20 protein-coding genes are annotated in these 24,950 nt (G+C 73.8%); 7 read left to right on the top strand and 13 right to left on the bottom strand.

All coding sequences use genetic code 11. The annotated features are described in order from the left end of the window. Positions 1 to 3 precede the first annotated feature (3 nt). Positions 4 to 1,362 carry an NAD(P)/FAD-dependent oxidoreductase gene (locus QP089_RS02005; protein WP_285909403.1) on the bottom strand — a complete coding sequence of 453 codons (1,359 nt, stop codon included), beginning with the start codon at positions 1,360 to 1,362 and terminating at the stop codon, positions 4 to 6. 123 nt (positions 1,363 to 1,485) lie between these two features. Here QP089_RS02005 and QP089_RS02010 point away from each other — a divergent pair, with 123 nt between their 5' ends. Continuing rightward, the gene (locus QP089_RS02010) at positions 1,486 to 2,334 is read left to right on the top strand and encodes an ABC transporter ATP-binding protein (protein ID WP_285909404.1); all 849 of its coding nucleotides are present in this window, start codon (positions 1,486 to 1,488) and stop codon (positions 2,332 to 2,334) included. Here the strand turns inward: QP089_RS02010 and QP089_RS02015 are convergent. The 5 genes from QP089_RS02015 to QP089_RS02035 all read right to left on the bottom strand — a co-directional run bounded on the left by QP089_RS02015 (position 2,267) and on the right by QP089_RS02035 (position 10,346). Continuing rightward, positions 2,267 to 5,479, bottom strand: coding sequence for an acetyl-CoA carboxylase family protein (locus QP089_RS02015; protein ID WP_285909405.1), 3,213 nt, complete (start codon positions 5,477 to 5,479; stop codon positions 2,267 to 2,269). The genes QP089_RS02010 and QP089_RS02015 overlap by 68 nt on opposite strands. 118 nt (positions 5,480 to 5,597) lie before the next feature. Next, entirely contained in the window at positions 5,598 to 6,971 is a 1,374-nt protein-coding gene (locus QP089_RS02020; RefSeq protein WP_353070413.1) for a GH1 family beta-glucosidase, read from the bottom strand. Positions 6,972 to 7,011: 40 nt separating this feature from the next. After that, positions 7,012 to 7,896, bottom strand: coding sequence for a carbohydrate ABC transporter permease (locus QP089_RS02025; RefSeq protein WP_285909406.1), 885 nt, complete (start codon positions 7,894 to 7,896; stop codon positions 7,012 to 7,014). Further along, positions 7,889 to 8,926, bottom strand: a complete 1,038-nt coding sequence (locus QP089_RS02030; protein WP_285909407.1) for a carbohydrate ABC transporter permease — start codon at positions 8,924 to 8,926, stop codon at positions 7,889 to 7,891. Before QP089_RS02030 ends, QP089_RS02025 begins: the two co-directional genes overlap by 8 nt. Positions 8,927 to 8,933: 7 nt before the next feature. Continuing rightward, a complete protein-coding gene (locus QP089_RS02035) occupies positions 8,934 to 10,346 on the bottom strand; it encodes an ABC transporter substrate-binding protein (protein ID WP_285909408.1) in 1,413 nt (470 codons plus the stop codon). A 156-nt stretch (positions 10,347 to 10,502) separates the two neighbouring features. Between QP089_RS02035 and QP089_RS02040 the strand changes: the two genes are divergently transcribed. Then, entirely contained in the window at positions 10,503 to 11,816 is a 1,314-nt protein-coding gene (locus tag QP089_RS02040) for an ROK family transcriptional regulator (RefSeq protein WP_285909409.1), read from the top strand. Here the strand turns inward: QP089_RS02040 and QP089_RS02045 are convergent. Continuing rightward, positions 11,741 to 12,550, bottom strand: coding sequence for a class I SAM-dependent methyltransferase (locus tag QP089_RS02045; protein ID WP_353070416.1), 810 nt, complete (start codon positions 12,548 to 12,550; stop codon positions 11,741 to 11,743). The genes QP089_RS02040 and QP089_RS02045 overlap by 76 nt on opposite strands. Positions 12,551 to 12,601: 51 nt before the next feature. On the opposite strand from QP089_RS02045, the gene QP089_RS02050 reads away from it, so the two are divergent. Both QP089_RS02050 and QP089_RS02055 read left to right on the top strand, forming a co-directional pair. Then, positions 12,602 to 13,210, top strand: coding sequence for a TetR/AcrR family transcriptional regulator (locus tag QP089_RS02050; protein WP_285909410.1), 609 nt, complete (start codon positions 12,602 to 12,604; stop codon positions 13,208 to 13,210). Between the two features lie 137 nt (positions 13,211 to 13,347). Next, positions 13,348 to 14,856 carry an RtcB family protein gene (locus QP089_RS02055; RefSeq protein ID WP_285909411.1) on the top strand — a complete coding sequence of 503 codons (1,509 nt, stop codon included), beginning with the start codon at positions 13,348 to 13,350 and terminating at the stop codon, positions 14,854 to 14,856. Positions 14,857 to 14,860: 4 nt separating this feature from the next. Here the strand turns inward: QP089_RS02055 and QP089_RS02060 are convergent, their stop codons facing one another. Continuing rightward, on the bottom strand, positions 14,861 to 16,294 hold the full coding sequence (locus QP089_RS02060) for an aldehyde dehydrogenase family protein (protein WP_285909412.1): 1,434 nt from the start codon (positions 16,292 to 16,294) through the stop codon (positions 14,861 to 14,863). A 143-nt stretch (positions 16,295 to 16,437) separates the two neighbouring features. Between QP089_RS02060 and QP089_RS02065 the strand changes: the two genes are divergently transcribed. Continuing rightward, entirely contained in the window at positions 16,438 to 17,619 is a 1,182-nt protein-coding gene (locus QP089_RS02065) for an acyl-CoA dehydrogenase family protein (protein ID WP_285909413.1), read from the top strand. 70 nt (positions 17,620 to 17,689) lie between these two features. Here the strand turns inward: QP089_RS02065 and QP089_RS02070 are convergent, their stop codons facing one another. After that, a complete protein-coding gene (locus QP089_RS02070) occupies positions 17,690 to 19,156 on the bottom strand; it encodes a class I adenylate-forming enzyme family protein (RefSeq protein ID WP_285909414.1) in 1,467 nt (488 codons plus the stop codon). Between the two features lie 121 nt (positions 19,157 to 19,277). Between QP089_RS02070 and QP089_RS02075 the strand changes: the two genes are divergently transcribed. Further along, positions 19,278 to 19,712, top strand: a complete 435-nt coding sequence (locus QP089_RS02075) for an SRPBCC family protein (RefSeq protein ID WP_285909415.1) — start codon at positions 19,278 to 19,280, stop codon at positions 19,710 to 19,712. 19 nt (positions 19,713 to 19,731) lie between these two features. Here the strand turns inward: QP089_RS02075 and QP089_RS02080 are convergent, their stop codons facing one another. The 3 genes from QP089_RS02080 to QP089_RS02090 form a co-directional block, all read right to left on the bottom strand. Further along, positions 19,732 to 20,535, bottom strand: coding sequence for an enoyl-CoA hydratase/isomerase family protein (locus QP089_RS02080; RefSeq protein WP_285909416.1), 804 nt, complete (start codon positions 20,533 to 20,535; stop codon positions 19,732 to 19,734). Then, complete coding sequence (locus QP089_RS02085) at positions 20,532 to 21,485, bottom strand: alpha/beta hydrolase (RefSeq protein WP_285909418.1); 954 nt, start codon at positions 21,483 to 21,485, stop codon at positions 20,532 to 20,534. The genes QP089_RS02080 and QP089_RS02085 overlap by 4 nt, the downstream gene beginning before the upstream one ends. Positions 21,486 to 21,582: 97 nt before the next feature. After that, positions 21,583 to 22,332 (bottom strand): gamma-glutamyl-gamma-aminobutyrate hydrolase family protein, encoded by a 750-nt coding sequence (locus QP089_RS02090; RefSeq protein WP_285909419.1) that lies wholly within the window; start codon positions 22,330 to 22,332, stop codon positions 21,583 to 21,585. Between the two features lie 663 nt (positions 22,333 to 22,995). On the opposite strand from QP089_RS02090, the gene QP089_RS02095 reads away from it, so the two are divergent. Then, positions 22,996 to 24,099, top strand: coding sequence for a globin domain-containing protein (locus tag QP089_RS02095; protein WP_285909420.1), 1,104 nt, complete (start codon positions 22,996 to 22,998; stop codon positions 24,097 to 24,099). A gap of 7 nt (positions 24,100 to 24,106) precedes the next feature. Here QP089_RS02095 and QP089_RS02100 read toward each other — a convergent pair whose 3' ends face one another. Continuing rightward, on the bottom strand, positions 24,107 to 24,910 hold the full coding sequence (locus QP089_RS02100) for a helix-turn-helix domain-containing protein (RefSeq protein ID WP_285909707.1): 804 nt from the start codon (positions 24,908 to 24,910) through the stop codon (positions 24,107 to 24,109). Positions 24,911 to 24,950 lie beyond the last annotated feature (40 nt).

A 24,950-nucleotide genomic window follows, 5' to 3' on the forward strand; every position in this document is an offset into this window, starting at 1 on the left:
AGGTCACTGCAGGAAGCGCAGGGCGAGCCCGGTCAGCGGCCCGCGATCGCCGTCGTCGGCCCGCTGCAGGACGTGCTGCGCGCCGTTCAGCACGAGCCCGCGCAGCGGACCGGGCGGCAGCGGGACGGGACGCTCGGCGGCCATCGGCAGGTCCAGCACCTCGCTGTCGCGGTCGAGCAGCAGGTCGCGGGCGATCCGCGCGGTGAGGTGGCTCGGGCCGACGCCGTGGCCGGCGTAGCCGAGCGCGTACACGACGCGGCGCCCGCGGCCGAGCCGTCCGGCGTGCGCGAAGCAGTTGACGGTGCCGGCGACCGGCCCGCACCAGCCGCGGTCGATCCGCACATCGGCCAGCTGCGGAAACGTCAGTCTGAAGGTCTCCTCCAGCCGCCGGAACACCTGCGGGGAGCGGTCCCGGCCCGGGTCGGGGCCACCGGGGGCGAACGGCGCGTCGCGCCCGCCCCACAAGATCCGGCCGTCGAGCGTCGGGCGGTGGAAGTGCGGCATGATCCGCTTGTCCTCCACGCCCGCGCCGCTCTGCCACCCGGCGCGCTTCCACTGCTCGCCGGTGAGCGGCTCGGTCACGATGATCGAGGCGACGATCGTGAACAGCCAGCGGCGCAGCGCGGGGACCGCGTGCGCGTAGGCATTGGTCGCCAGCAGCGCGCGGTCCGCGCGGACGGTGCCGCCCGGCGTGCGTGCGAGCACGTGCGTCCCGGGCAGGGCGAGGCTGTGCACGGGCGTCGATTCGAAGACGCGGACGCCGAGGCGGACGGCCGCGTCGCGCAGCCCCCGGGTGAGCGCGGCGGGGTCGAGGAGCAGCGCGTCCTCCTCGAAGTGCCCGCAGCGGACCCGGTCGGCGGCCACCAGGTCCCGGCATTCGCGGGCGCTGAGATAGCGCAGGTCGTCCAAGCCGAGCCGCCGGGACGCCACGAGGTCCTGCCGGATCCGCTCGTCCTGCTCGGGCCCGTTCGAGACCGTCAGCAGACCGGGGCGGGTCAGGTCGGCGTCGATGCCCTCCGCGCGGACGAACCCGGCGATGTCGCTCAGGGTGCCGCGCATCGCCAGGCGGGTCGCGCGCGCCCGCGCCGGGCCCACCTTGCGAACGAGGTCGTGCAGGTTCCGGCCGACCATCGTCATCGCGAACCCGCCGTTGCGGCCGGACGCGCCGTAGCCGGCGACCTGCTGCTCCAGTACGGCGACGTCCACGGACGGGTCGGCGCGCTTGAGGTGGATCGCGGCCCAGAGCCCGGTGAATCCGGCGCCCACGACGACGATGTCGACGTCCAGATCGCCGTCGAGCGGCGGCATGGGCTCGTAGGGACCGCGGGAGAGCCACAGGCTGCGTGTCCGCCAGTCCGCCATGACGCCCCTCCGCCCGATTGCCCGCGCGCGCGGGCCTCAGTAGGGTGATGATCCGCCAGTGATCCACATCACACAAGGGCGCCGGTACGGGCCGCCGGGCCCCGGACCGGCCGGGAGGCGCCGATGTCGACCGCTCAGGGACTGCGGGTCGCGGACGTCACGGTCCGGATCGGCGGCGTGACCGCCGTCCGCGCCGCCGCGCTGACGGTGCCGCCCGGCACGGTCGCCGGGCTGATCGGCCCGGACGGCGCGGGCAAGACGACGCTCTGCGACGTGATCACCGGGCTGCGCCGTCCCGCCGAGGGCACCGTCCATCTCGGCGACGCCGACCTGACGGGCAGCGCCGCGCGGGAACGCGCCCGGCACGGCATCGCCCGCACGTTCCAGGAGCCCGAGCGGTGCCGGTCGCGGACGGTCGCCGAGAGCGTGCGGGACGCGGCGCGCAGGCACGCGGCCGCGCGCGACCACGGCGGGCGCACGGTGCGCGACCGGTGGGCGCGACGGCGGGAGGCGTGCCGGGACGCGGGCGCCCGCGCCGGCGAGCTGCTGGCCCGGGTCGGCATCGCCGAGTTCGCCGACCGCCCCGCGCGCGAGGTGCCGGACGGCATCGCGCGGCTGACCGGGCTGGCGCGGGCGCTGGCGGCCGACCCCGCCGTCCTGCTGCTGGACGAGCCGTGGGAGGGCCTGCCGGACCACCGGGCGCGGGCGCTGGAGGTGCTGCTGCGCGATCTCGCCGCCGAGGGCGTCGCGGTCCTGGTCGCCGGGCACGACCTGGAGCCGGTGCTCGGGGTGTGCGACGTCCTGCACGTGCTGCACGGCGGGCGGGTGATCGCGGCCGGGCCGCCCGCCGAGGTCCGCGCCGACCCGCGCGTCCGGGCCGCCTACCTCGGCGAGCCGGGCCCGGTCACCACGTGTCGACCCAGCGCCGCGGCCGGTCCGCGATGGGCGGTGCGGACGCGAACGCCGTCGTGACGAGGCGGCGGGTGCCGGCCGGGTCGATGACGTCGTCCAACTCGAACACGGTGGCGGCGTTGAGCGCCTTGCCGTGCTCGTAGGCGGCGGCGACCATCGTCTCGAACAGCGCCTTGGGGTCCTCGGCCGCGGCCAGCTCCTTGCGGAAGCCGAGCCGGACGGCGCCTTCCAGGCCCATGCCGCCGATCTCGCCGGTCGGCCACGCGACCGTCGCGAGCGGCGCCTTGAACCCGCCGCCCGCCATCGCCTGCGCGCCGAGCCCGTAGCCCTTGCGCAGCACCACCGTGACGAGCGGGACGCGCAGGTTCGCGCCGATGACGAAGAGCCGGCTGAAGTGCCGGACGGTCGCAGTGCGCTCGGCATCGGGGCCGACCATGAAGCCGGGGGTGTCGCACAGCGAGACCACGGGCAGGTCGTGCGCGTCGCACAGCTGCAGGAACCGGGCGGCTTTGTCGGCGGCGTCGCGGTCGATGGCGCCGCCGAGGTGCGCGGGGTTGTTGGCGATGAGGCCCATCGGGCGGCCCTCGATCCGTACCAGCGCGGTGATGATGCCGACGCCGAAGGCGCGGCGCAACTCCAGCACCGACCCGGTGTCGGCCAGGTGCCCGATGACCCGGCGGACGTCGTAGGCGCGCAGCCGGTTCTCCGGGATCACGTGCCGGAGTATCCGCTGGTCGTCGCAGGTCCAGTCGTCGGCGGGGCCCTGGAAGTAGGACAGGTAGCGGCGCGCGGCGTCGACGGCCTCCGCCTCGTCCTCGACGGCGATGTCGACGACGCCGTTCGGCTCCTGGTCGGTGATCGGGCCGATCTCCTCGGGGGCGAACACGCCGAGCCCGCCGCCCTCGATCATCGCCGGGCCGCCCATCCCGATGTTGGCGTCCCGGGTGGCGATGATGACGTCGCAGCAGCCGAGCAGGGCCGCGTTCCCCGCGAAGCAGCGCCCGGACGCGATCCCGACGGACGGGACGGCGCCGCTCAGCCGCCCCATGGCGTGGAAGGTGGTGACGTCCAGGCCGGACACCATCGAGGTGTCGGTGTCGCCGGGCCGTCCGCCGCCGCCTTCGGCGAACAGGACGACCGGCAGGCGGCGCCGGTGCGCGAGGTCGAGCATCCGGTCGGTCTTGCGGTGGTTCTGGTGGCCCTGCGTCCCGGCCAGCACCATGTAGTCGTAGGACATCACGACGGCCTGGTGGCCGTTGACGTCGCCGAGGCCGCAGACCATGCCGTCGGCGGGCGTCCTCTCGATCAGGTCGTCCAGGGACCGGCGCTGCCGCTGCGCGGCGATGGCGAGCGCGCCGTACTCCACGAAAGTGCCGGCGTCGCACAGGTCGTCGATGTTCTCGCGGGCGGTGCGGTGGCCGCGCGCGTGCCGCTTGGCGACCGCGTCGGGGCGGGCCGCGTCCAGCCCGATCTCGTGGCGCCGGATGGTCTCGGCGAGGTCGGCGCGAATCTCGTCCAGGTCGGCCTCGGCCTCGTCGTCGGCGTGGTCGCCGTCGACCTCGGCGGGTTCGAGGAAGAGCAGCGGCGCGCCCTCGGTCACGGTGTCGCCGGGCGCGGCGGCGACGGCGCGGACGACGCCCGCCTCCCCCGCCCGCACGACGTGCTCCATCTTCATCGCTTCGAGGATCAGCACCGGCGCCCCCGCGCGGACGAGGTTCCCTTCGGCCGCCTCGACGCTCACCACCGTCCCCTGCATGGGCGCGGGCACGGCGACCGTGCCGGGCGGCGCGTCGGGCACGGCCTGCTCGGGCGCGGCGGCCTCCTCGGCCGAGGGGGTGTAGAAGCGGTGGTGCTCGCCGCGCAGCAGTTCGGGCAGATGGTCGGCAATGAAGGACGTCGGGACGCCCCCGGCGGTGAAGTCCGGATGCCGCAGGACGCTCTGCAGCAGCGGAATGCTCGTCGCGACGCCCGCGATCTCGAACTCGCCGAGCGCACCGTGCGCGCGGGCGGCGGCGGACGGAAGGTCCTCGGCGCGGGCGATGACCTTCGCCAGCAGCGGGTCGTAGCGGGGGCTCGTGCGGTAGCCCGCGTGCCCGTAGGTGTCGACGCGGACGCCGGGGCCGGTGGGCGGCGCGAACGCGGTGAGCGTCCCGGCCTGCGGATGCGGGGTGCCGTCCGCGCCGATCGTCTCGGTGTTGACGCGCACCTGGACGGCGCAGCCGGACGCGGGCGGCGGCGCGGCGAGGCCGACGGCCGCCAGGTCCTCCCCCAGCGCGATCCGGATCTGCGCCTTCACCAGGTCGACGCCGGTGATCTCTTCGGTGACGGTGTGCTCGACCTGGAGACGCGGGTTGGCCTCCAGGAACCAGAACTCCTCGCCGGAGACGAGGAACTCGAACGTGCCGAGGCTCGCGTAGCGGACCCGCTCGGCCATGCGGACCGCGGCGTCCAGCAGCGCGTCACGCACGTCCGCTGCCAGTGCGGGCGCCGGGGCGATCTCGATGAGCTTCTGGTGCCGCCGCTGGACGCTGCAGTCGCGTTCCCACAGGTGGGTGACGGCGCCGGAGCCGTCGCCGGCGATCTGCACCTCGATGTGGCGGGCGCGCGGCACGTGCTTCTCGGCGTAGAGGTCGCCGTTCCCGAACGACGCGAGCGCCTCGGAGCGGCACCGCTCGTACGCCTCCGCCATCTCGCCGGGGTCGGTCACGACGCGCATGCCGCGTCCGCCGCCGCCAGCGAGGGCCTTGAGCATCACCGGGCCGTGCTTGCGCGCGAACGCCTCCGCCTCGGCGAGCGTCACCGGCCCCGGCGTCCCGGGCGTCACCGGGACGCCCGTCTCGCGGGCCAGTTCGCGGGAGCGGGTCTTGTCGCCGAACAGTTCCAGCAGTTCGGGGCGCGGGCCGACGAACGTCAGTCCGGCGGCGGCGCACTGCGCGGCGAACGCGGCGTTCTCGCTCAGGAACCCGTAGCCGGGATGGACGGCGGTGGCGCCGGCGTCCTTGGCGGCGGCGATCAGCGCGTCGGCGTCGAGGTAGCCCGCGACGCCCTCGCCGGGCAGCGCCCGGACCTCGTCGGCGCGGCGGGTGTGCGGGGACGCGGCGTCGTCGCGGGTGTGCACGGCGGCCGTCCGCAGCCCCAGTTCGGCCGCCGCCCGGACGATCCGCAGCGCGATCTCGCCCCGGTTGGCCACAAGGATCCCGCCCACCCGGTCCCTCCTCACCCCGGCGCCCGCCCGTCGCGGGCCTGGTGGAGCCTCACTGTAGGCGGGCCGGGCGGCGCGCCCGGACCGGGGCCCCATGCGGCGCGGGGCCCGGCCCGGACGGTCAGCGGCCGGTCGCGACCGTCCCGGCGGACAGGCCGCGGTGCGCGCGGATGATCTCGGCGTAGCGGTGCCCGCTGTCCTTGACGGTCCGCCTCTGGCTTCCGAAGTCGACGTGGACGAGCCCGAACCGCTGCGCGTACCCGTACGCCCATTCGAAGTTGTCCAGCAGCGACCAGGCGAAGTAGCCGTCCAGCGGAACGCCCTTGCGGATCGCGGATGCGCACGCCGCCAGGTGCGCCTCCAGGTAGGCGGTCCGCTCGGGGTCGTGGACCGCGCCGTCGGCGGTCACGGTGTCGGTGTAGGCCGATCCGTTCTCGGTGACCATGACGCTGCGCGGCGCGTACTCCTCGGTGACCCGGACCAGGATCTTCTCCAGCCGGTCCGGGTGGATCTCCCAGTCCATCCCGGTGCGGGGCGTGCCGACCGGGGTGATCTGACGGGCGCGCGGCGGCGCGCCGCCGGGGTCGGCCACGTTGACGGACCGGCGGTAGTAGTTGACCCCTAGCCAGTCCAGCGGCGCGGCGATCGCCTCCAGGTCGCCGGGCTGCACCGGCGGTTCGACGCCGTACTCCTCGATCATGTCGGCGGGCAGGCCGCGCCCGTGGGTCGGGTCGAGCCACCAGCGGTTGTGGTGGCCGTCCTCGCGGCGCGCCGCCGCCACGTCCTCGTCCCGGTCGCTGCCGGGTTCGCAGTCGGTGAGCAGGTTGACGACGCCGACGCGGGCGCCGGGCGCCGCGGCGCGGATCGCCTGGACGCCGAGGCCGTGCGCGAGCATCAGGTGGTACGACGCGGGCACCGCCTGGCGGACGTCGGCGACGCCCGGCGCCATCACTCCCTGCAAATGCCCGAGCCAGGCCGCGCAGACCGGCTCGTTCAGCGTCGCCCACGACATCACCCGGTCGCCGAGCGCGCCCGCGACCACCGAGGCGTACTCGGCGAAACGCTCCGCGGTGTCCCGGGACGGCCAGCCGCCGCGGTCCTGCAACGCCTGCGGGAGGTCCCAGTGGTACAGCGTCGGATGCGGCTCGATCCCCGCCTCCAGCAGCGCGTCCACCAGGCAGTCGTAGAAGGCGAGGCCGGCCGCGTTCACGGCGCCGCCCCCGTCCGGCAGGACGCGCGGCCAGGCGATCGAGAACCGGTACGCACCGAGCCCGAGCGCCGCCATCAGCGCGACGTCCTCGCGCCAGCGGTGGTAGTGGTCGCAGGCGACGTCGCCGGTGTCGCCGCCGGCGACCGCGCCCGGCACGCGGCAGAACACGTCCCAGATGGACGCGGCGCGGCCGTCCTCGCGGGCGGCACCCTCGACCTGGTAGGCGGAGGTCGCCGCGCCCCAGGCGAAGTCGGGGCCGAACGCGGTCAGGTCGTCGATGGGCACGGGTCTCCCTCAGTGGTGAGAAACGGGGCGGGCGTGTCGGTCACTTGACGGCGCCGGCGGTCAGGCCGGTCACCAGGAAGCGCTGCAGCAGCAGGAACCCGGCGACGACGGGGACGCTCACCACGAGGGAGGCGGCCATCACCTGGTTCCAATAGACCTCGTGCTGCGTCGAGTAGCCCTGCAGGCCGATCGACAGCGTCCGGGTCTGGTCGTTGGTCATCACCGAGGCGAACAGCACCTCGCCCCACGCGGTCATGAACGCGTAGACGGTGACCGCGACGATGCCGGGCAGCGACGCCGGGACGATCACGCGCAGCAGCGCGCCGACCGGGCCGCAGCCGTCCACCCGCGCCGCCTCGTCCAGCTCGCGCGGGATCGACTCGAAGTAGCCGACCAGCATCCAGATCGAGAACGGCAGCGAGAACGTCAGGTAGGTGAGGATCAGCGCGCCGCGGCTGCCGTACAGCGCGATCCCGGTCGTGTTCCCGACGTTCACGAAGATCAGGAACAGCGGCAGCAGGAACAGGATCCCGGGGAACATCTGCGTCGACAGGACCGTCACGGTGAACACCCGGCGCCCGGCGAACCGGTACCGGCTCACCGCGTACGCGGCGCCGACCGCGATGACGACCGACGCCGCGGTGGCGCCGCCCGCGACGATGACGCTGTTGGTGAAGTACCGGGCCAGCGGCACCGTCGACCACATGTCGACATAGGGACGGAAGGTCGGCTCGGTGGGGATCCAGTGGAAGGCGCCCCGCACGTCCTTCAGCGGCTTCAGCGACGAGCTGACCATCGCATAGACCGGGACGAGCGTGAACACCGCCAGCAGCGTCAGCACGATCCGGCGCGTCCAGCGGAACGAGGCCGGCGGATCGGTGGGCGCGCGGCGCCGTCGGGCACGGGCGGGCGCGGTGTCATGCATGGGCGGTCCTCCGTCGCGACGTGGCGATCAGGTACACCGCCGTGACCAGCAGCAGGAACAGCAGGAGCAGGACCGACATCGCCGATCCGGTGCCGAAGTTCCAGGTGAGGAACGACGCCCGGTAGATGTGCAGCGAGATCAGGTCGCCGCCGGTGGGCGGCGCCTTCCCGAACAGCACGAACGGCGTGTTGAAGTCGTTGAACGTCCACAGGAACAGCACGAGGACGAGCACCTGGTTGATGGGGCGCAGCGCGGGCAGCGTGATGTGCCGGATCTGCCGCCAGATCCCGGCGCCGTCCAGCGCGGACGCCTCGTACAGGTCGCGCGGGACGTTCTGCAGCCCGGCCATCAGCACCAGGAACGCGAACGGCCATGACCGCCACACGATGACGGTGACCAGCGCCCAGAAGCTGTTGTCGCCGATGAGCCAGAACGGGCGGTCGCCGCCGGTGAGGTGCAGCTGGTCGACCAGCACGTGGTTCACCATGCCGGTGTCGCGCTGGAACAGGAATCCCCATGTCATGACGGCCGCGTAGACGGGCAGCGCGTACGGGACGAGGAAGGCGGCGCGCAGCAGCCCGCGTCCGCGGAACCGGTCCTGCATCAGGATCGCGGCGGCCGTGCCGAGCAGCCACGACAGCCCGACGGCCAGCACCGTGACGCCGACCGTGACCAGGAACGAGGTCAGCAGGTCCTTGCCGATGGCGCCGTCGAAGTCGACGGCGACCCGGTAGTTGCCGAGGCCCTTGCCGGGCGCCTTCGCCCAGTCGCGAATGTAGAAGAGGGTGAGCTCGCGGAAGCTCATCCAGACGCCGACCGCGATCGGCACCACGTGCACGATCAGCTCGGCGACCACGGCGGGGGCCAGCAGCAGGTAGGGCAGCAGGCGGGGCGGGAGCCGGAACCGGCCGCGCGGCCGGCGGATGCGGCCCGCCGGCCGCTCCCCGCCCGGGCCGCCGGGGCGCCCGTGCCGGCCCCCCACGGCACGGCCCTCGCGGGCCGTGCCGGACGAGACGTTGGCGGAGGTCATGCGCCGGTCACTTCGCCATCTGCTGCTGGGCCGCCTCGAGCTTGGCCTTGATCTTGTCGTCGGTGACGGGGCGGCCCGCGGCCGCGTCGGCGAACAGCTCCTTCATCGCGGTCCCGACGGCGGTCTCGAACTGGCTCTCGGCCGGGACCTGCGGCAGCGGCGCGGCGTGCGAGGCGAGGATGTCCTTGAACACCCGGGTGTCGGGGGTGTCGAAGGCGGGGTCGCTCTGCGCGGCGGTGACGGGCGGCAGCGACCCGTAGGCCTTGTTGAGGATCTTCTGCTCGTCGTCGCCGGTCATGAACTTCACGAACTTCAGCGCGCCGTCGCGGTTGTCGGTGTTCTTGAAGACCGCGAGGTTGATGCCGCCGACCATCGAGGTGATCGGCCGCCCGCCGGGCGGGGCCGGGGACGGCGCCGGGATCGGCACGACGCCCCATTCGCCGGGCTTCATGCCGAGGTTGGTGAAGCCGCTGGTGGTCGTCTGCCACATGAGCATCGCCGCCTTGTGGGTGGCGAAGTCGTTGATGGACTGGTTGGCCGAGTACTCGGCGTTGCCCGGCGCGGCGACCTTCTCGGTGCCGAGGAGGCCGACGTAGGACTTGATCGCGGCGACGGCCTGCGGGGTGGCGAACTGCGGCTTGCCGTCCGGGGTGAAGAAGTCGGCGCCGTACATCTGGCCGATGTTGAACGCGGCGTGCACGTTCTCGGGGATGCTGGCGCCCTCGATCGCGATGCCGTGGACGCCGCCCTTGGTGAGCTTGCGGCCGTCGTCGACCATCTCCTGCCAGGTCTTGGGCGGGTCGAGCTTGGCGTCGGCGAACATCTTCTTGTTGTAGTAGAGCCCGTAGGCGGTGGAGTAGAGCGGCACGGCGGCGGGGTCCTTGCCCTTGGCACCGGCGCTGGCGAGTGTGGCGGGCACGAACCGCTGCGCGCCGCCGACCTCGGCCATCGTCTTGGCGTCGAACGGCAGCAGTCCGCCGGTCGCCTGCAGGGACGCCGACCAGGTGTTGCCGATGTTGAGCACGTCCGGGCCCTGCCCCGAGGTGGTGGCGGCGAGGATCCGGTTGAGCAGGTCGGTCCAGGGGACGACCTCCAGCTTGACCTTGATGCCGGTCTGCTTCTCGAACTTGTCCAGCTCGGGCTTGAGGACCCGCTGGTCGGCGGCGATGTCGGCGCCCTGGTTACTGGCCCAGTAGGTCAGCGTCTTCGGCGAGCCGTTGCCGCCGCCCGAGGTGCCGCCGCCGCACGCCGCCGCGGCGGCCAGCAGCAGCCCCGCGGTCAGTCCGGCGGTGAGCCCTGTGGCGGTGCGCCCGGCGCGGCGCCGCGCCGCGCGTCCCGGACGGCGGGCCGGTGCGGCGGCGGGCGGTTCGCCGGAGGATGTCGCGCTGTGTCCGGACGCCGGTGAGGTGGGCTGGCGCATCGGCTCGGCCTTCCGCGTAGCAGGGAGGTGCGGTCGCTCGGGAGAGTTACGTCACACCTTATTTCAGGCCGTGATCTAAGCAGTGACATAATCGCCGGGTCAAGACCTGAGAACCTTCGGGGGACGCGGCCGACCGGCCGCGCGAAAGGGGGCCCGATGCCGGACCGGCGCCGCAGGACCGTGCGCGATCTGCGCCGTGCCAACCGCTCGGTGCTGCTGCGCCGGCTCTACTTCGACGGCCCGCTCAGCCGCCAGGACCTGGCCCGCGAGACCGGGCTCAGCCCCGCCTCGGTCAGCAACGTGGTCGGCGAGCTGATCGAGGCGGGCCTGGTCGCGGAGGCGGGCAGCGTGGAGTCCGACGGCGGCCGGCCGCGGGTGCTGCTGAAGACGGCGGCCGGTTTCGGCCACCTGATCGGCGTGGACGTCGGCGAGACGCGGGTGATGGTGGAGCTGTTCGACCTGGAGCTCACCCAGCTGGCCAAGGCCGACCTGCCGCTCGGCGACGGCGGCCACGACGAGCGCGCCGTGGTCCGGCACATCCTGGACGGGCTGCCCGCCGTGATCGGCGGCGCGTCGGTCGACCCGTCCACCATCATCGGCGTCGGGGTCGGCGTCCCGGGCGTCATCGAGCACCGCGCCGCCGCGGGCGGCACCGAGGCGGTCGTGCACTGCCAGACGATCGGCTGGGACGGGGTGCCGCTGGAGCGGATGCTGCGCGAGGGGACCGGCCTGCCGCTGTTCGTCGACAACGGCGCCACCGCGCTCGGCCAGGCGGAGATGTGGTTCGGCGCCGGGCGCGGGCACCGCAACGCGGTCGTCGCGCTGATCGGCTCGGGCGTCGGCGCCGCGGTGATGATCGACGGCTCGCCCTACCGGGGCGCGGCGGGCAGCGCGGGCGAGTGGGGGCACACGACGTCGCAGGTCGGCGGCGTCCCGTGCCGGTGCGGTTCGCGCGGCTGCCTGGAGGCGTACGTGGGCGCGGCGGCGCTGCTGGAGCGCTACCGGGCGGCCGGCGGCCCGGCCGGCGCCGACGAGGAGGCCGCGCTCGCCGGGCTGCTGGACGACCCGTCACCGGCCGCGGCGGACCTGCGCGCCGACGTCGCCGAGCACCTCGGCGCGGGGATCGCGGACCTGGTCAACCTGTTCAGTCCCGAGAAGATCATCATCGGCGGGTGGGCGGGGCTGCTGGCGGGCGGCCGGATGCTCGGCGCCATCGTGGACGCCACCGCCCGGTACGCCCTGCGGCAGCCGTTCGCGCAGACCTCGATCGAGCTGTGCCACCTCGGCCCGGAGGCCGTCGCGGTCGGCGCGGCGACGCTGCCGCTCGCGCACCTGCTCGACAACGGCGGCGAACCGGCCGCTCCGCCGGCCTCGACGCCCGCCGCGCCGCCGGCTCAGCCGTTGGCGGGACGGGTGGCGCGCAGCGAGTACATCAGCGGCACGCGCGGGCGCCCTTCCGGCACCCGGTAGATCGTCCCGTGCCGTTCCAGTGACCGGTAGCGCCGGAACAGCGTGTGGTCGTGCTCGTGCAGGAAGTCGATGCGCAGCCCGGCGGCGGCGAGGGCGCTGACGACCTCGCCGATTCCGTGCTGGAACTGCACGGAACGGGTGTTGCGGGTGTCCTGGCGGCCGTCAGTGTAGGTGCCGGGCTCGTCCCACACCTGCGGCGCGGCGTCGAAGTAGTCGTAGGCGACGGTGGTGCCGTCCTCGTCGTCCAGGACGTCGCCGAACGGGTGGAACTCGGCGAGGTAGAGGAACCCGCCAGGTTCCAGCAGGCCCGCGACGACCCGCGCCCAGCGGTCCACGTCCGGGAGCCACACCAGGGCGCCGAGGCCGGTGTAGACGATCTCGTAGGTCTCCCCCAGTGCGGCGGCCGCGTCGTACACGTCGGCCTGGACGAACCGGGCCGCCAGACCGCACCCGGCCGCGATCTCCCGCGCGGCCTCGACGGCCGGGCCGGAGAAGTCCAGACCGGTGACGGTCGCACCGAGCCGGTCCCACGACAGGGTGTCCAGCCCGAAGTGGCATTGCAGGTGCACCAGGCGGCGGCCGGCCACCGCGCCCATCTCGGCAATCTCGAAGTCGCGCAGCGCGGTGCCGCCGGCACGGAACCCGGCGACGTCGTAGAACTCGCTGGCGACGTGGATGGCGACGCGCTCGTCCCAGAGCGCCCGGTTGAGGGTTCGGTAGTCGTCTTCCGTCACCGGGCACAGGATAATGGCGGGGTGACCGCCGGCCGGAAGGACGACCGAAGCATGGGCAGCGCAGACCGCCCGGTACGCGAATGCCTGCTGGACGCCGCCGCCGCGCTCCTGGTCGAGCGCGGCTACCGGGCTGTGCGCATGCAGGACGTCGCCGCTGCGGCCGGGGTGAGCCGGCAGACCGTCTACAACGAGTTCGGCGACAAGTGGGGCCTGGCGCAGGCGGTCGTGGTCCGCGACAACGACCGCTACCTCGACGGGATCGACCAGGTCCTGTCCGAGCACGAGGATCTGTACTCGGCGGTGGTCGCGGCGGTGCTGTTCACGCTGGAGATGTCCGCCGACGACCAGCTGAAGAAGGCGGTGCTGACCGGCGCCGACGGCGACGACATGCTGCCGTTGCTGACGACGCGGGCCGAGCCGGTGCTGTTCACCGCCAGCGCGCGGCTCGCCAAGCACGCGCTGCGGCAGTGGCCGGAGGTGGATCGCGACGCGCTCGTGGAGATCGCCGACGCGGCGGTCCGGCTGACGATGAGCCACATCATGCTGCCGTCCGGCCCGCCGGAGCAGGTCGCGCACTTCGTCGCGCGGATGGTGACGAGCTACATCGGGGCCTACGGGAAATCCGGTGGCCCGGCCGGGGACCGCGCGGTACGGTCGTAACCGCCTCGCGGCTGCTGAACCCGAGGAACGAGCGGGCCTTCTCGCCCCGCTCCCCCGCCGTCGCGCGCGTCCGCGCGATCGGCTCCTACTCCTGTGCGCGCCGTCGCGCGCTGTCCAGCAGCCCGAAGGATCCCCCCATGTCCGCACGTCAGGACCGGCGGCTCGTCCGCACCGACGACCACTGGCTACACCTTCCCAACCCGCACGGCGTCCCCGTGGAGATCTGTGCGGGCGACGACGTCCCGCTCGAGCAGGCGGCCGTGGACGAGGCGCTCGGTCTCCTGGAGACCGCCCGCACGCTCCAGCGGCTCGCCGAGGCGACGCCCGGCTACGACGGCCCGGAGCCGCGCGTCACCCGCGTCGCGCTCACCCCCGACTTCCACAAGGGCGCCGGGATCCCGATCGGAACGGTCCTGGAGACCGAGCACACACTGCTGCCGCAGGCCGTCGGCAATGACGTCAACTGCGGGATGCGGCTGGAGGTGACGTCACTGAGCGCCGATCGCGTCCGGCCGAGGCTGGACGCGCTGGAGCGGCGGCTGCGGCACCTGTTCTTCGAGGGCGGGCGGCGGATCGCGCTGACGCCCGTCCAGCGGGAGGCGCTGCTGCGCGACGGGTTGCCCGGCCTGCTGCTGGCCGGCGGCACACCGTGGCAGGGCGTGCGGCCGGGAGACGCCGACGACGCGCTCGACCGCATGCACGCGCCCGGGTTCCCGGCCGAGACGGCCAAGGCGTTCGCCGACTGGATCGGCAGCGCGGGCGGCGCCAGCCACGACAGCGTCATCGGCGGGATCGGCGGCGGCAACCACTTCGCCGAACTGCAGTACGTGGCGCAGGTGCACGACGCGGCGGCGGCGCACGCGTGGGGGCTCGCGCCCGGGACGGTCGTGACGATGGTGCACAGCGGATCGCTGTCACTGGGCCACCAGGCGAACGCCACCGCGCTGGACGCCCTGCGCGCCGGCTGGCCCACCGGACTCCCCCGTCCCCGCAACGGGATCCTGCCGTTCCTTCTGGACGAGCGGTCCGCGCGGGCGCGGCGCCGGTACCTGGACGCGTTCGGCAACGCCGCCAACTTCGCGGCGGGCAACCGGTTCTTCCTGTCGCTGACCATGCGGGCGGGTCTGGCGGCCGAATACGGTGACGCGGATGCGCGGTTGCTGTACGACGCCCCGCACAACCTGTTCTGGCAGGACGGCGCCCGTGTGGTGCACCGCAAGGGCGCCACACCGGCGGGCGGGCACGAGGCGATGGCGGGCGGGCTCTACGCAATGTGGGGCGAGCCGGTGATCGTGCCCGGGTCGATGGGCGCGGCGAGCTTCGTGCTGCGCGGCCAAGGCGACCCGCGCACCCTGGCGAGCGCGTGCCACGGCGCGGGACGGCGGGTGCCGCGCGGGGCGTCGGCGCGCGGGAGCGACGCGGAGCTCGACGCGTTCCTGCGCGAGTTCCGCGTCGTGACGCCGCTGGACCACCGCGACCCGATGGTGGCGCGGCGGTCCGACGTGATGGCCGCGTGGCGCCGCGACCTCAAGCAGGAAGCGCCGTGGGCCTACAAGGACATCGGCCCGGTGGTGGCGAGCCTGCGCGGCGGCGGCGTCGCGACGCCGGTCGCCGAGCTGCGGCCGCTGCTGACCGTCAAGGGCTGATCCTTCAGGGGACGTCGGTCTGGAGGTGTACGACCTTCACCGCGGTCATCTCGTCCAGCAGCTCGGGGCCGTAGCCGAAGCCCTGGCCGCTGGCGCGGCGCGGGGTGGCGGCGCCTCCCGGGGCGCCGCCGAACACCGCGTTGATCTTCACGGTGCCGGCCTTGAGGGTGCGCCAGGCCTGCTGCGCGTGCGCCATGTCGCGGGTGAGGACGGTCGCGGCGAGCCCGTAGCTGGAGCGGTTCGCCGCTTCCAGGGCCTCCTCGAACGAGCCGACGGCGCGGACGGGCGCGACCGGCCCGAACGTCTCCTCCGCCATGATCGCCATGGCGTCGGTGCAGCCGTCCAGGACGGTCGCCGGGTAGAAGCAGCCGGGCCCTTCGGGGATCCGCCCGCCGGCGCGCAGGCGCGCGCCGTCCGCGACGGCCTTCTCGACCTGCTCGTGGACCTGGGTGCGGTGCCGCTCGTCCACCAGCGGGCCGAGTTCGGTGGACGGGTCGCGGCCCGGTCCGGTCCGCAGCGCCTCCGCACGCGCGGTGAGCGCGGCGACGAACTCCCTGGCGATCGCCTCGTGGACGTAGATCCGTTCGACCGAGGTGCAGATCTGGCCGGCGTTGGCGAAGCAGCCGGTGGCGGCCTGCTCGGCCGCCCGGCCGGGGTCGACGCCCGCGTCCACGATCAGCGGGTCGGCGCCGCCGTTCTCCAGCAGCGCCTTGGCGCCGGTCTCGGCGGTCAGCTCGGCGATGCGGCGGCCGGCGCGGGTGGAGCCGACGTGCGCGACCGCGTCGAGGTCAGGGTGGCCGGCGAGCGCCTCGCCGGTGGTGCCGTCGCCGCTGACCATGTTGACGACCCCGCCGGGCAGGCATCCGGCGAGCAGTTCGGTGAGCAGCGCGCCGGTGTGCGGGGTCCGCTCGGACGGCTTGTGCACGACGGTGTTGCCGGTGACGACGGCCGCGCCGATGAGGCCGCAGGCGATGGCGACGGGGTCGTTCCACGGCGTGATGACGGCGACGAGCCCGAGCGGTTCGCGGGCCATGAAGTCGGCGGCGCTCCAGCCGCCCTGGAGGCTGCGGCCCCCGTGCAGGGGACCAAGCTCGGCGCACTGGCGCAGCGTCCCGACGCCGGCCTGGACGCCGCCGAGCGCGTCGTCCGCCGGCTTGCCCATCTCGGCGGTGACCAGCGCGGCCAGCTCGTCCGCGTGCTCCTCGACGGCCCTGGCGGCGGCGTGCAGAGCGGCGCCGCGCTCGGCGGGCGCGGTCGCGGCCCAGCCGGGCGCCGCCCGGGTCGCGGCGGCCACCGCGGCCGCGACGTCCACGGCCGTGCCGACGGGCACCTCGCCCACCGGGTCGCCGGTCGCGGGATCGGCCACCGCGAACGCGCCGTCCCCGCCGCCGCGGCTCCATCGCCCGCCCGCCAGCGTCCACCTGTCGCCTGGTCGCATGCCCGTGAACCCCTGTCCCGTGAGATCTCGACCGCGGTCACCTACCCGGACGGCGGCGCTTCAATGACGGCGGGGACCTGCGTCAGTGCTCACTTACTGGATCGGCTACGGTGGATCCCCACGCGAGTTCGAGGGAGGCGCGGGTGGACTTCGATCTGCCGGAGAACGCGGCGGCGGTGCGCGAGGGCGTGCTGGCCATCGCCGGGAAGTACGACCAGGAGTACTGGAGCCGCTGCGACGCCGACAAGCGGTGGCCGGAGGAGGTCTGGCGGGAGCTGGTCCAGGGCGGCTGGCACAGCCTGGCGATCCCCGAGGAGCACGGCGGCGCGGGCCAGGGCCTGCTGGAGCTGGCGGTCGCGCTGGAGGCGCTCGCCGAGGGCGGCGCGGGCGGCGCCGCGTCGTTCATGTACCTGCTCACCCCGGCGTTCGGCGGGCTGACGATCGCCCGGCACGGCACCGAGGAGCAGAAGCGCGCGTTCCTGCCGCGGATCGCGGCGGGCGAGATCGAGACCTGCTTCGCGATCACCGAGCCGGACGCGGGCAGCAACGCGATGAACATCTCGACGCAGGCCCGCCGCGACGGCGATGCCTTCGTGGTGAACGGCCAGAAGATCTGGATCTCCGGCGTCGAGCGCGCCGACTACCTGGTGCTGGTCACCCGCACGATCCCGGCGGCCGAGGCCAAGCCCCGCACGAACGGCTTCACCGTCCTGCTGGTGGACGTCAAGCAGGCCGTCGCCGACGGCACGCTGACCTACCGGCCGATCCCCAAGCTCGGCACCAACACCGTCGCCTCGAGCATGGTGTTCCTGGACGGGGTGCGCGTCCCGGCCGACCACGTCCTCGGCGAGGTCGACCAGGGGTTCGCCGTGCTGTGGGACATCCTCAACCCCGAGCGGATCCTGGCGGCGGCGGGCGGCGTCGGGTCCGGCGGCCTCGTGCTGAAGATCGCCTGCGACTACGCCACCGACCGGGCGCCGTTCGGCAAGCCGATCGGCTCGAACCAGGGCATCGCGTTCCCGCTCGCCCGGATCAAGGCGCAGCTGGAGCTGGCCCGGCTGATGACCTACAAGGCCGCGTGGCTGTGGGACCAGGGCCGGCCATGCGGCTCCGAGGCCAACATCGCCAAACTCACCGCCGCCGACGCCGCCTGGCAGGCCGCCGACCGCGCCTTCCAGACGCACGGCGGCATGGCGTACTCGCTGGAGTACCCGGTCGCCCGGATGTTCCGCGACGCCCGCATCGCCAAGAACATCCCGGTCGCCGAGGAACTGGTGCTGGCCCACATCGCCCAGCACGAACTGGGCCTCCCCCGCTCCTACTGACCGTCGACTTGCGGCGAGTCGTCGTTATGAGGCGCCTCATAACGACGACTCGCCGCAAGTGAACGCGGTTCTAGCCGCCTTCGGGGAGGCGGACGGAGCGGGCCGGGTCGTGCGCGGCGCGCAGCTCGCGCTTGAGGATCTTGCCGGAGTGGTTGCGCGGCATCGCCTCGACCACCTCGTACCAGCGGGGGCGCTTGAACCCGCCGAGCAGGGCGCGGCAGTGCTCGTCCAGATCGGCGGGCGTCGTCCCGTCGCGGACGACCACGAGCGCCTTCACCGCCTCGCCCCACCGGCCGTCCGGGACGCCGATCACCGCGGCGTCCAGCACGCCCGGATGCCGGACGAGCACCTGCTCGACCTCGGCGGAGTACACGTTCTCGCCGCCGCTCTTGACCATGTCCTTGGCGCGGTCGACGAAGAAGAAGTAGCCGTCGGCGTCGCGGCGCATCAGGTCGCCGGTGTGCAGCCAGCCGTCGGCCATCGGATCGGGCAGCCCGGCGTAGCCGGCCATCACGCTCGCTCCGCGCAGCAGCAGTTCGCCGACCTCGCCGGGTGCGTCCGCGCCGTCCAGCGCGAGATCGAACGGCGGCAGCGGCAGGCCGACGGTGCCCGGACGCTCCAGCTCGTCGTCCAGCGTGGTGATCGTGACGAAGTTGCCCGCCTCGGTCGAGCCGTAGACGCCGCGGTACCCGATGCCGAGGTCGCGGAGCGCGGTGAGGGTCGCCGCGCGCTCGGTGGCGGCCATCCCGAACACCAGCCGCAGCGAGCCGGGCGCGGCGTCGGGGTGCCGCAGCGCCCGCCCGGTGCCCGTGGGGAAGATCGCCACCGTGACGCCGTGCTCGGCGACGAGCGGCCAGAGCGCCTCGGGCGAGGGTCCGGCGGGCAGCACCACCGTCCCGCCCGCCGCGAGATGGCCGAGCGCCGCTCCGTACCCGGCGACGTGGAACAGCGGCAGCGTGCCGAGCAGCCGGTCCGCGCCGGTGATGCCGAACGCGTGCACCGCGTTGGCGGTGGCGGCGACCCACCCGCGATTGGTGAGCAGGCAGCCCTTGGGGCGTCCGGTCGTCCCGGACGTGTAGAGCTGGATGATCGGCGCGTCCGGGGCGGGGCGCGGAAGATCGTACGGCGGCGCCTCGTCCAGGGCCCGGTCGAGGGCGGGGCCGATCGTCCAGTGGGTCAGGTCGAGCAGGCCCGACGCGCGGGCGAGGTCCTCCAGCGCCGGATGGACGATCGCGTGCCGCGCGGCCGCGTCCTCGGCCTGGAACCGGATCTCCGCCGGCGCCAGCCGGACGTTCAGCGGCACCACGACCGCGCCGATCAGCGACGCGCCGAAGGCGGCCTCGATCGCCTCGGGCACGTTCACGGTCAGCAGCGCGATCCGGTCGCCGGCCCGCGCGCCCCCGGCGGCCAGCAGCCCGGCCCACCGCTCCACGCGGGCGTGCAGCTCGCGGTAGGTGCGGGTCCGGCCGTCCCAGGCGAACGCCGTCCGGTCCGGCCAGAGGGCAGCGCCGCGATGGGCGAGGTCACCGAGCAGCATGCCCCGATCCTTCCGAACCGCGTTCGGATCGGTCAACATCCGGATCCATCCGGCCGTTGCCTAGATCACATCCCCGGCGCCAGCATGGGGGCAGCATCCGCCGCAGCGCCGAGGAGAACCGATGCCGAGGTCGTACGCCAGCGCCGTCCTCAACGCCACCGCCGACGAGGTGTGGGCCTACCTGCGCGACTTCGGGAACCTCGCCGACTGGATGCCCGGCCTGCAGACCAGCGTGATCGAGGACGGCGGCTCCGGCGACCGCGTCGGATGCGTCCGCCGGGCCTGGGGCCTCGGCGACTCGGTGTTCCGCGAGCGGCTCGCCGGGCTGGACGACGCCGGGCGCAGCTACTGGTACCAGGTGCTGGAGGCGCCGCTGCCGATCCGCGACGCCAGTGCCCACCTGCGCGTCGCGCCGGTGACCGGCACCGGGCAGGCGTTCGTCGAGTGGTCGGGCGAGTTCTCCGCCGACCCCGGCGACGAGGAGGCCATGGACAAGACGCTGTCCCGCGGCATCTACGCCACCGGTTTGGACGCCCTCGCCCGGCGCTTCGCCTGACGTCTGGGGCGCGCGGCGTTCAGCGGAAACGCGGCGGGCGCTTCTCCCGGATCGCGGCCACGCCCTCCTGAACGTCCGGGCCGGTGAACCCGAAGAACTCCATCGCCAGCGACGCGTCGAACGTCGGCCCGGCCAGCCGCAGCCAGTTGTTCAGCGCGTGCTTGGTGAACGAGATCGCCTCCGCCGGTCCGGCGGCGAGCCGCCCGGCGATCTCTAGCGCCCGCTCGTGCACCTCCTCGTCGTCCACGCACAGCGAGACCAGGCCGATCCGCTCGGCCTCCTCGCCGGTGAGCACGTCGTTCAGCAGCAGGTAGTACTTCGCCTTGGCCATCCCGCACAGCAGCGGCCAGATGATCGCCGAGTGGTCGCCCGCCGCGACGCCGAGCCGGACGTGCCCGTCGATGATCTTCGCGGAGCGTCCCGCGACGGAGATGTCCGACAGCATGGCCACCGCCAGCCCGGCGCCGACGGCCGGGCCCTGGATCGCGCTGACCACCGGCTTGGCGCAGTTCAGCACGTTCATCACGATGTCGCGGGCCTCGCGCATGATCCTGCGCCGCGCCGCGTGGTCGCCCATCATCTCCTCGATCATGGACATGTCGCCGCCCGCGGAGAACGCCGTCCCCTCCCCGCGCACCAGCACCGCGCGGACCGCGTCGTCGTTGTCGGCGTCCCGCCAGATCTCCGCCAGCTCCCGGTGCCCGACGGTGTCGAGCGCGTTGAGCTTGCCGGGCGTGCTCATCGTGACGCGCAGCACCCCGTCCGCCGCCCGGTCGAGCTTCAGCCGCTCGTACCTGCCGTACACGCCGTCCACGTCGCTCATGCCGCGCTGCCCTCCCGCGCTTGATCGCCGAATGCCGCGCGCAATCGTCGCACAGCGAACTCCATCGCCTCGGCGCCGGCATCGAAGATCTCCGGGAGCAGGAAGAACGAGTGCACGACCCCGTCGTAACGGCGCGCCACCACCGGCACGCCCGCCTCGGCGAGCCGCCGCGCGTAGGCCTCGCCCTCGTCGCGCAGGATGTCGCACTCGGCGGTGATCACGGTGGCGGGGGCGACGCCGGCGAGGTCGGGGGCGCGCAGCGGTGCCAGCCGCGGATCCGAGGGGTCGGCGCCGCCCCGGTACAGGTCCATGAACCGGGCGAGCGTCGCGGCGTCCAATCCGTAGCCGGTGCCGTACTCGCGCCAGCTCGGGGTGTCCATCGCCGTGTCCGTCACCGGGTAGACCAGCAGCTGGTGGGCCAGGGGCAGGCCGCGGTCGCGGGCCAGCAGCGCGGCGGCGGCGGCCAGGTTGCCGCCCGCGCTGTCGCCGGCCACGGCGAGCGCGCCCGGCGCGGCGCCGTAGCGGTCCGGTTCGCGGGCCACGGACGAAAGGACCGCCCAGGCGTCGTCCACCGCCGCGGGGAACGGGTTCTCCGGTGCGAGCCGGTAGCCCACGTTCAGCACGGCGCATCCGGCGCCGGCCGCCAGGTCGCGGCACGCGGCGTCCACGTTGTCGACGCCGCCGAGCACCCAGCCGCCGCCGTGCAGGTAGACCAGTGCGGGCAGCGGGCCGCGCTCGAGCGGTTCGGGACGGTAGAGGCGCACCGGCACGGGACCGCCCGGCCCCCGTACGGCCAGGTCAGCGACGTGCGGCAGCTCGCGGCGGTCGACGGGGAAGACCTCGCCGATCCTGCGCCGCATCTCCTCGATCGCGGGCTGGGGGTCCGCCTCGACCGGCGGGGCGTCCGGGGGCAGCGCGGTCCAGGCGGACAGCAGCTCCAAGAAGCTCACGGTCTGCGGATGCAAGGGCATGCGGCGGCCTCCGGGGGGCGGTGTGCGCGGAATCTACCGCTTTCGCCTTCCCCGGTACGCGGGGATCAATCCCCGGTCAGCGGCCGGCGGCCTCGGCCACCAGCGCCTCGAACAGCCGCTTGTCGTCGCCGTCCTCGGGGTGCCACTGCACCGCCAGGCCGAACCGGTGGCCCTGCAGCTCCACGGCCTCGACGACCTGGTCGTCCGCCCAGGCCACGGCCGACAGGCCCTTGCCGAGGCGGCTCACCGCCTGGTGGTGGTAGGTGGGAACGTCGGCGGAGTCGCCGAGGATCTTGCCGATGGCGCTCGTCGCGCTGATCTGCACCCGGTGCGTGCCGATCTTCCCGACCTCGGGCGCGTGCGCCTTGTGCCCGACGGCCTCCGGCAGGTGCTGGACGAGCGCGCCGCCGCGCGCCACGTTGAGCACCTGCATGCCCCGGCAGATCGCCAGGAACGGCAAGTCCGCGTCCACCGCCGCGCGCGCGAGCGCCAACTCGAACCGGTCGCGCTGCGGCTGCGGCGGCCCGGTCTCGGCGTGCCGCTCGGCGCCGTACAGGTCGGGGTCGAGGTCGCCGCCGCCCGCGAGGACGAGCCCGTCCAGCCGGGACACCAGGGCGGCGAGGCCGCGCAGGCTCCCGGTCGGCGGCACCATGACCGGGACGCCGCCGGCGCGCTCGACCGAGCGCACGTACGAGGCCGGCAGCAGCGCGGCCTCGCGCACCCAGACGCTCCAGCGGGCCGGCTCCTCGTACGTGGTGATGCCGATGAGCGGCGGCGCCCCTCCCCCTGCGGCGGGGCCCGGAGCCCCTCGGATCGCCTCTGACATGCGTGGATTCCCCTCTGCTGAGCACTGGCCACGGGTCGGCTACCGATATGTGGTAATTCACCACCGTTGCGTGCACATCATGGCGCATCGCCCGCCCCCACGGACCGTCCCGCCCCCGGTCTTCCACCGGCAAGCTTGCCGCACGGTCCGGATCTCCGCAGGCCGAAGCCCCGACCCCGGTCCGGGCCCCCGACCTGGACGATCATGGTCCGTGGCGCCGGCCGGGCGGCGGGCGCGCGCGGCGTCCGGAGCGCGGGGAACATCCCCTACCGAACGAGCAGATCTTCTACTCGGGCGAAGATATGTGCACTGATCCCGTTCGGTTCCGTTCCGTGTCCCGCCGTCCGGGAGCGAGGCCGCCCGTCCATGAACATCAGCCCCTCCGGAAATTCCGGCAATCATTGACGATCATCCGGGGACGTGGGAGTACCGATCAGTATTCACCCCATTTGTCGCATCGATTTCGATCACAGAGAATTAACATCTGATTACTTGTCGTGACATTGGCGGCCGCCGGACCCCCGGAACCTTGAGGACGTGGGATTTCCGGTGCGAGAATCTCACCGAGCCGGGCATCCGGTGGGCGCGCGAGGCGCCGAGTGGTCACCGGTGCCGGCCGCCATCCGCCGAGGGGGCGTGCCTGCCATGACAACGGAACCCCGAATGCTCAAGGAGAGCTTCACTCTCCTGGAAACCCGCTCCGACAAGGCCGTGAGCTATTTCTACGGCCGCCTTTTCGCCGCGAACCCGCGGCTGCGCGCGCTGTTCCCGGTCGCGCTCGAAGGGCAGCGCGCCCGCTTCTTCCACGCGCTCACCCGCATCGTCTGGAGCCAGGACAACCCCGAGGAGCTCGCCGCCTACCTGGCCGGCCTCGGCCGCGACCACCGCAAGTACGGGGTGGCGGCCGAGCACTACCGGGCCGTCGAGGACGCGCTCATCGCCACCCTGCGGGTCTACGCGTCCGAGGTCTGGAGCCCGCGGGCCGAGGAGGCCTGGACCGAGGCCTACCGGTCCGCCTCCGCCACGATGATCGAGGCGGCGGAACGGGACGCGGGCGCCGCCCCGCCGTGGTGGACGGCGGAGGTCGTCGAGCACGACCGCCGCGCCGACGACCTCGCCGTGCTCACGCTGAGCCCGGAACGCCCGCTGCCGTTCGCGCCCGGCCAGTACGTGACCGTGCAGACGTTCCGCTGGCCGCGCGTCTGGCGGCCCTACTCGATCGCCAACGCGCCCCGCTCGGACGGCAGGCTCCGGCTGCACGTGCGGGCGCGGCCGGGAGGCTGGGTGAGCGGCGCGCTCGTGCGCGGGACCGCGCCCGGCGACACCGTCCTGCTCGGGCCCGCCACGGGCTCGATGACCCTCGACCCGGACTCCGGCCGCGACCTCCTGCTGGTCGCCGGCGGCACCGGCCTCGCCCCGATCAAGGCCCTCGCCGAACAGGCGGTCACGTCCGGCCGCGAGCGGCGGGTGCGCCTGGTGGTCGGCGCCCGCACCGAAGCGGACCTGTACGACCTGTCCGACCTGCGCCTGCTGGAGACGGCGTACCCGTGGGTGCGGGTCCTCCCCGTCCTGTCCGGCGAACCGGAGTCCGACCGGCCGTGCGGCACGCCCGCCGACGTCCTCGGCGACCTGGACGGCGCCTGGGACGATCTCGACGCCTACATCGCCGGCCCCGTCCCCATGGTGCGCACGACGGTCGCCGCGCTCCAGCGGCTCGGGACGCCCCTGGAGCGCATCCACCACGACCTGCTGAAAGCCGAGGAGTAAGAGGGGCTCACCAGCCGGCGCGCTCCCGCAGGAAGGCGGAGGTCGCCTCGTCCGCCGGGTAGAACGACTCGATCGCCAGCTCGGCGACGGTGATGTCCACCGGCGTCCCGAACGTCGCGATCGTGCTGAAGAAGGAGAGCTCACGGCCGTCGACCCGCATCCGCAGCGGGACGAAGACGTCGTGGTCCGCCGGCGGCGCCATCGCCTCCCCCACGTCCCCGGGGAAGCTGCGCAGCTCCTGGTACAGCTGCGTCAGCGCCGAGTCGGCGGTCAGCGCGACATGGCGGCGCACCCGGTCGATCATGTGGGCCCGCCACTCGGCCAGGTTGAGGATGTTCTTGGCCATCCCGTCGGGATGCATGCTGAGCCGCAGCACGTTCAGCGGCGGCTCCAGCAGTTCCGGCGGCGCGCCCTCCATGAACAGCTGCGCGGCGCCGTTGGCGTCGATCAGGTTCCAGAACCGGTCCACCACCACCGCCGGGTACGGCTCGTGGCCGTCCAGCACCTGCCGCAGCGCCGCGCGGACGGAGTCCATCCGCGGCTCCTCGATCGGCGTCTCGTCGAACACCGGCGCGTAACCGGCCGCGACCAGCAGCAGGTTCCGGTCGCGCAGCGGCACGTCCAGGTGCTCGGCGAGCCGCAGCACCATCTCCCGGCTCGGCGCGGACCGCCCCGTCTCCACGAAGCTCAGGTGCCGCGTCGACACGTCCGCCTCCGACGCCAGCTCCAGCTGGCTCAGCCTGCGCCGCTGCCGCCACGCCCGCAGCTGCTCTCCGATAGGTCGCACGTCACTCAACGCCGTCGTCGTCATCGTCGTCACACCCCGACGCTACCGACCCCGCATCATGCCC

The organism is Actinomadura opuntiae (genome assembly GCF_030283205.1).
GTDB lineage: Bacteria > Actinomycetota > Actinomycetes > Streptosporangiales > Streptosporangiaceae > Spirillospora.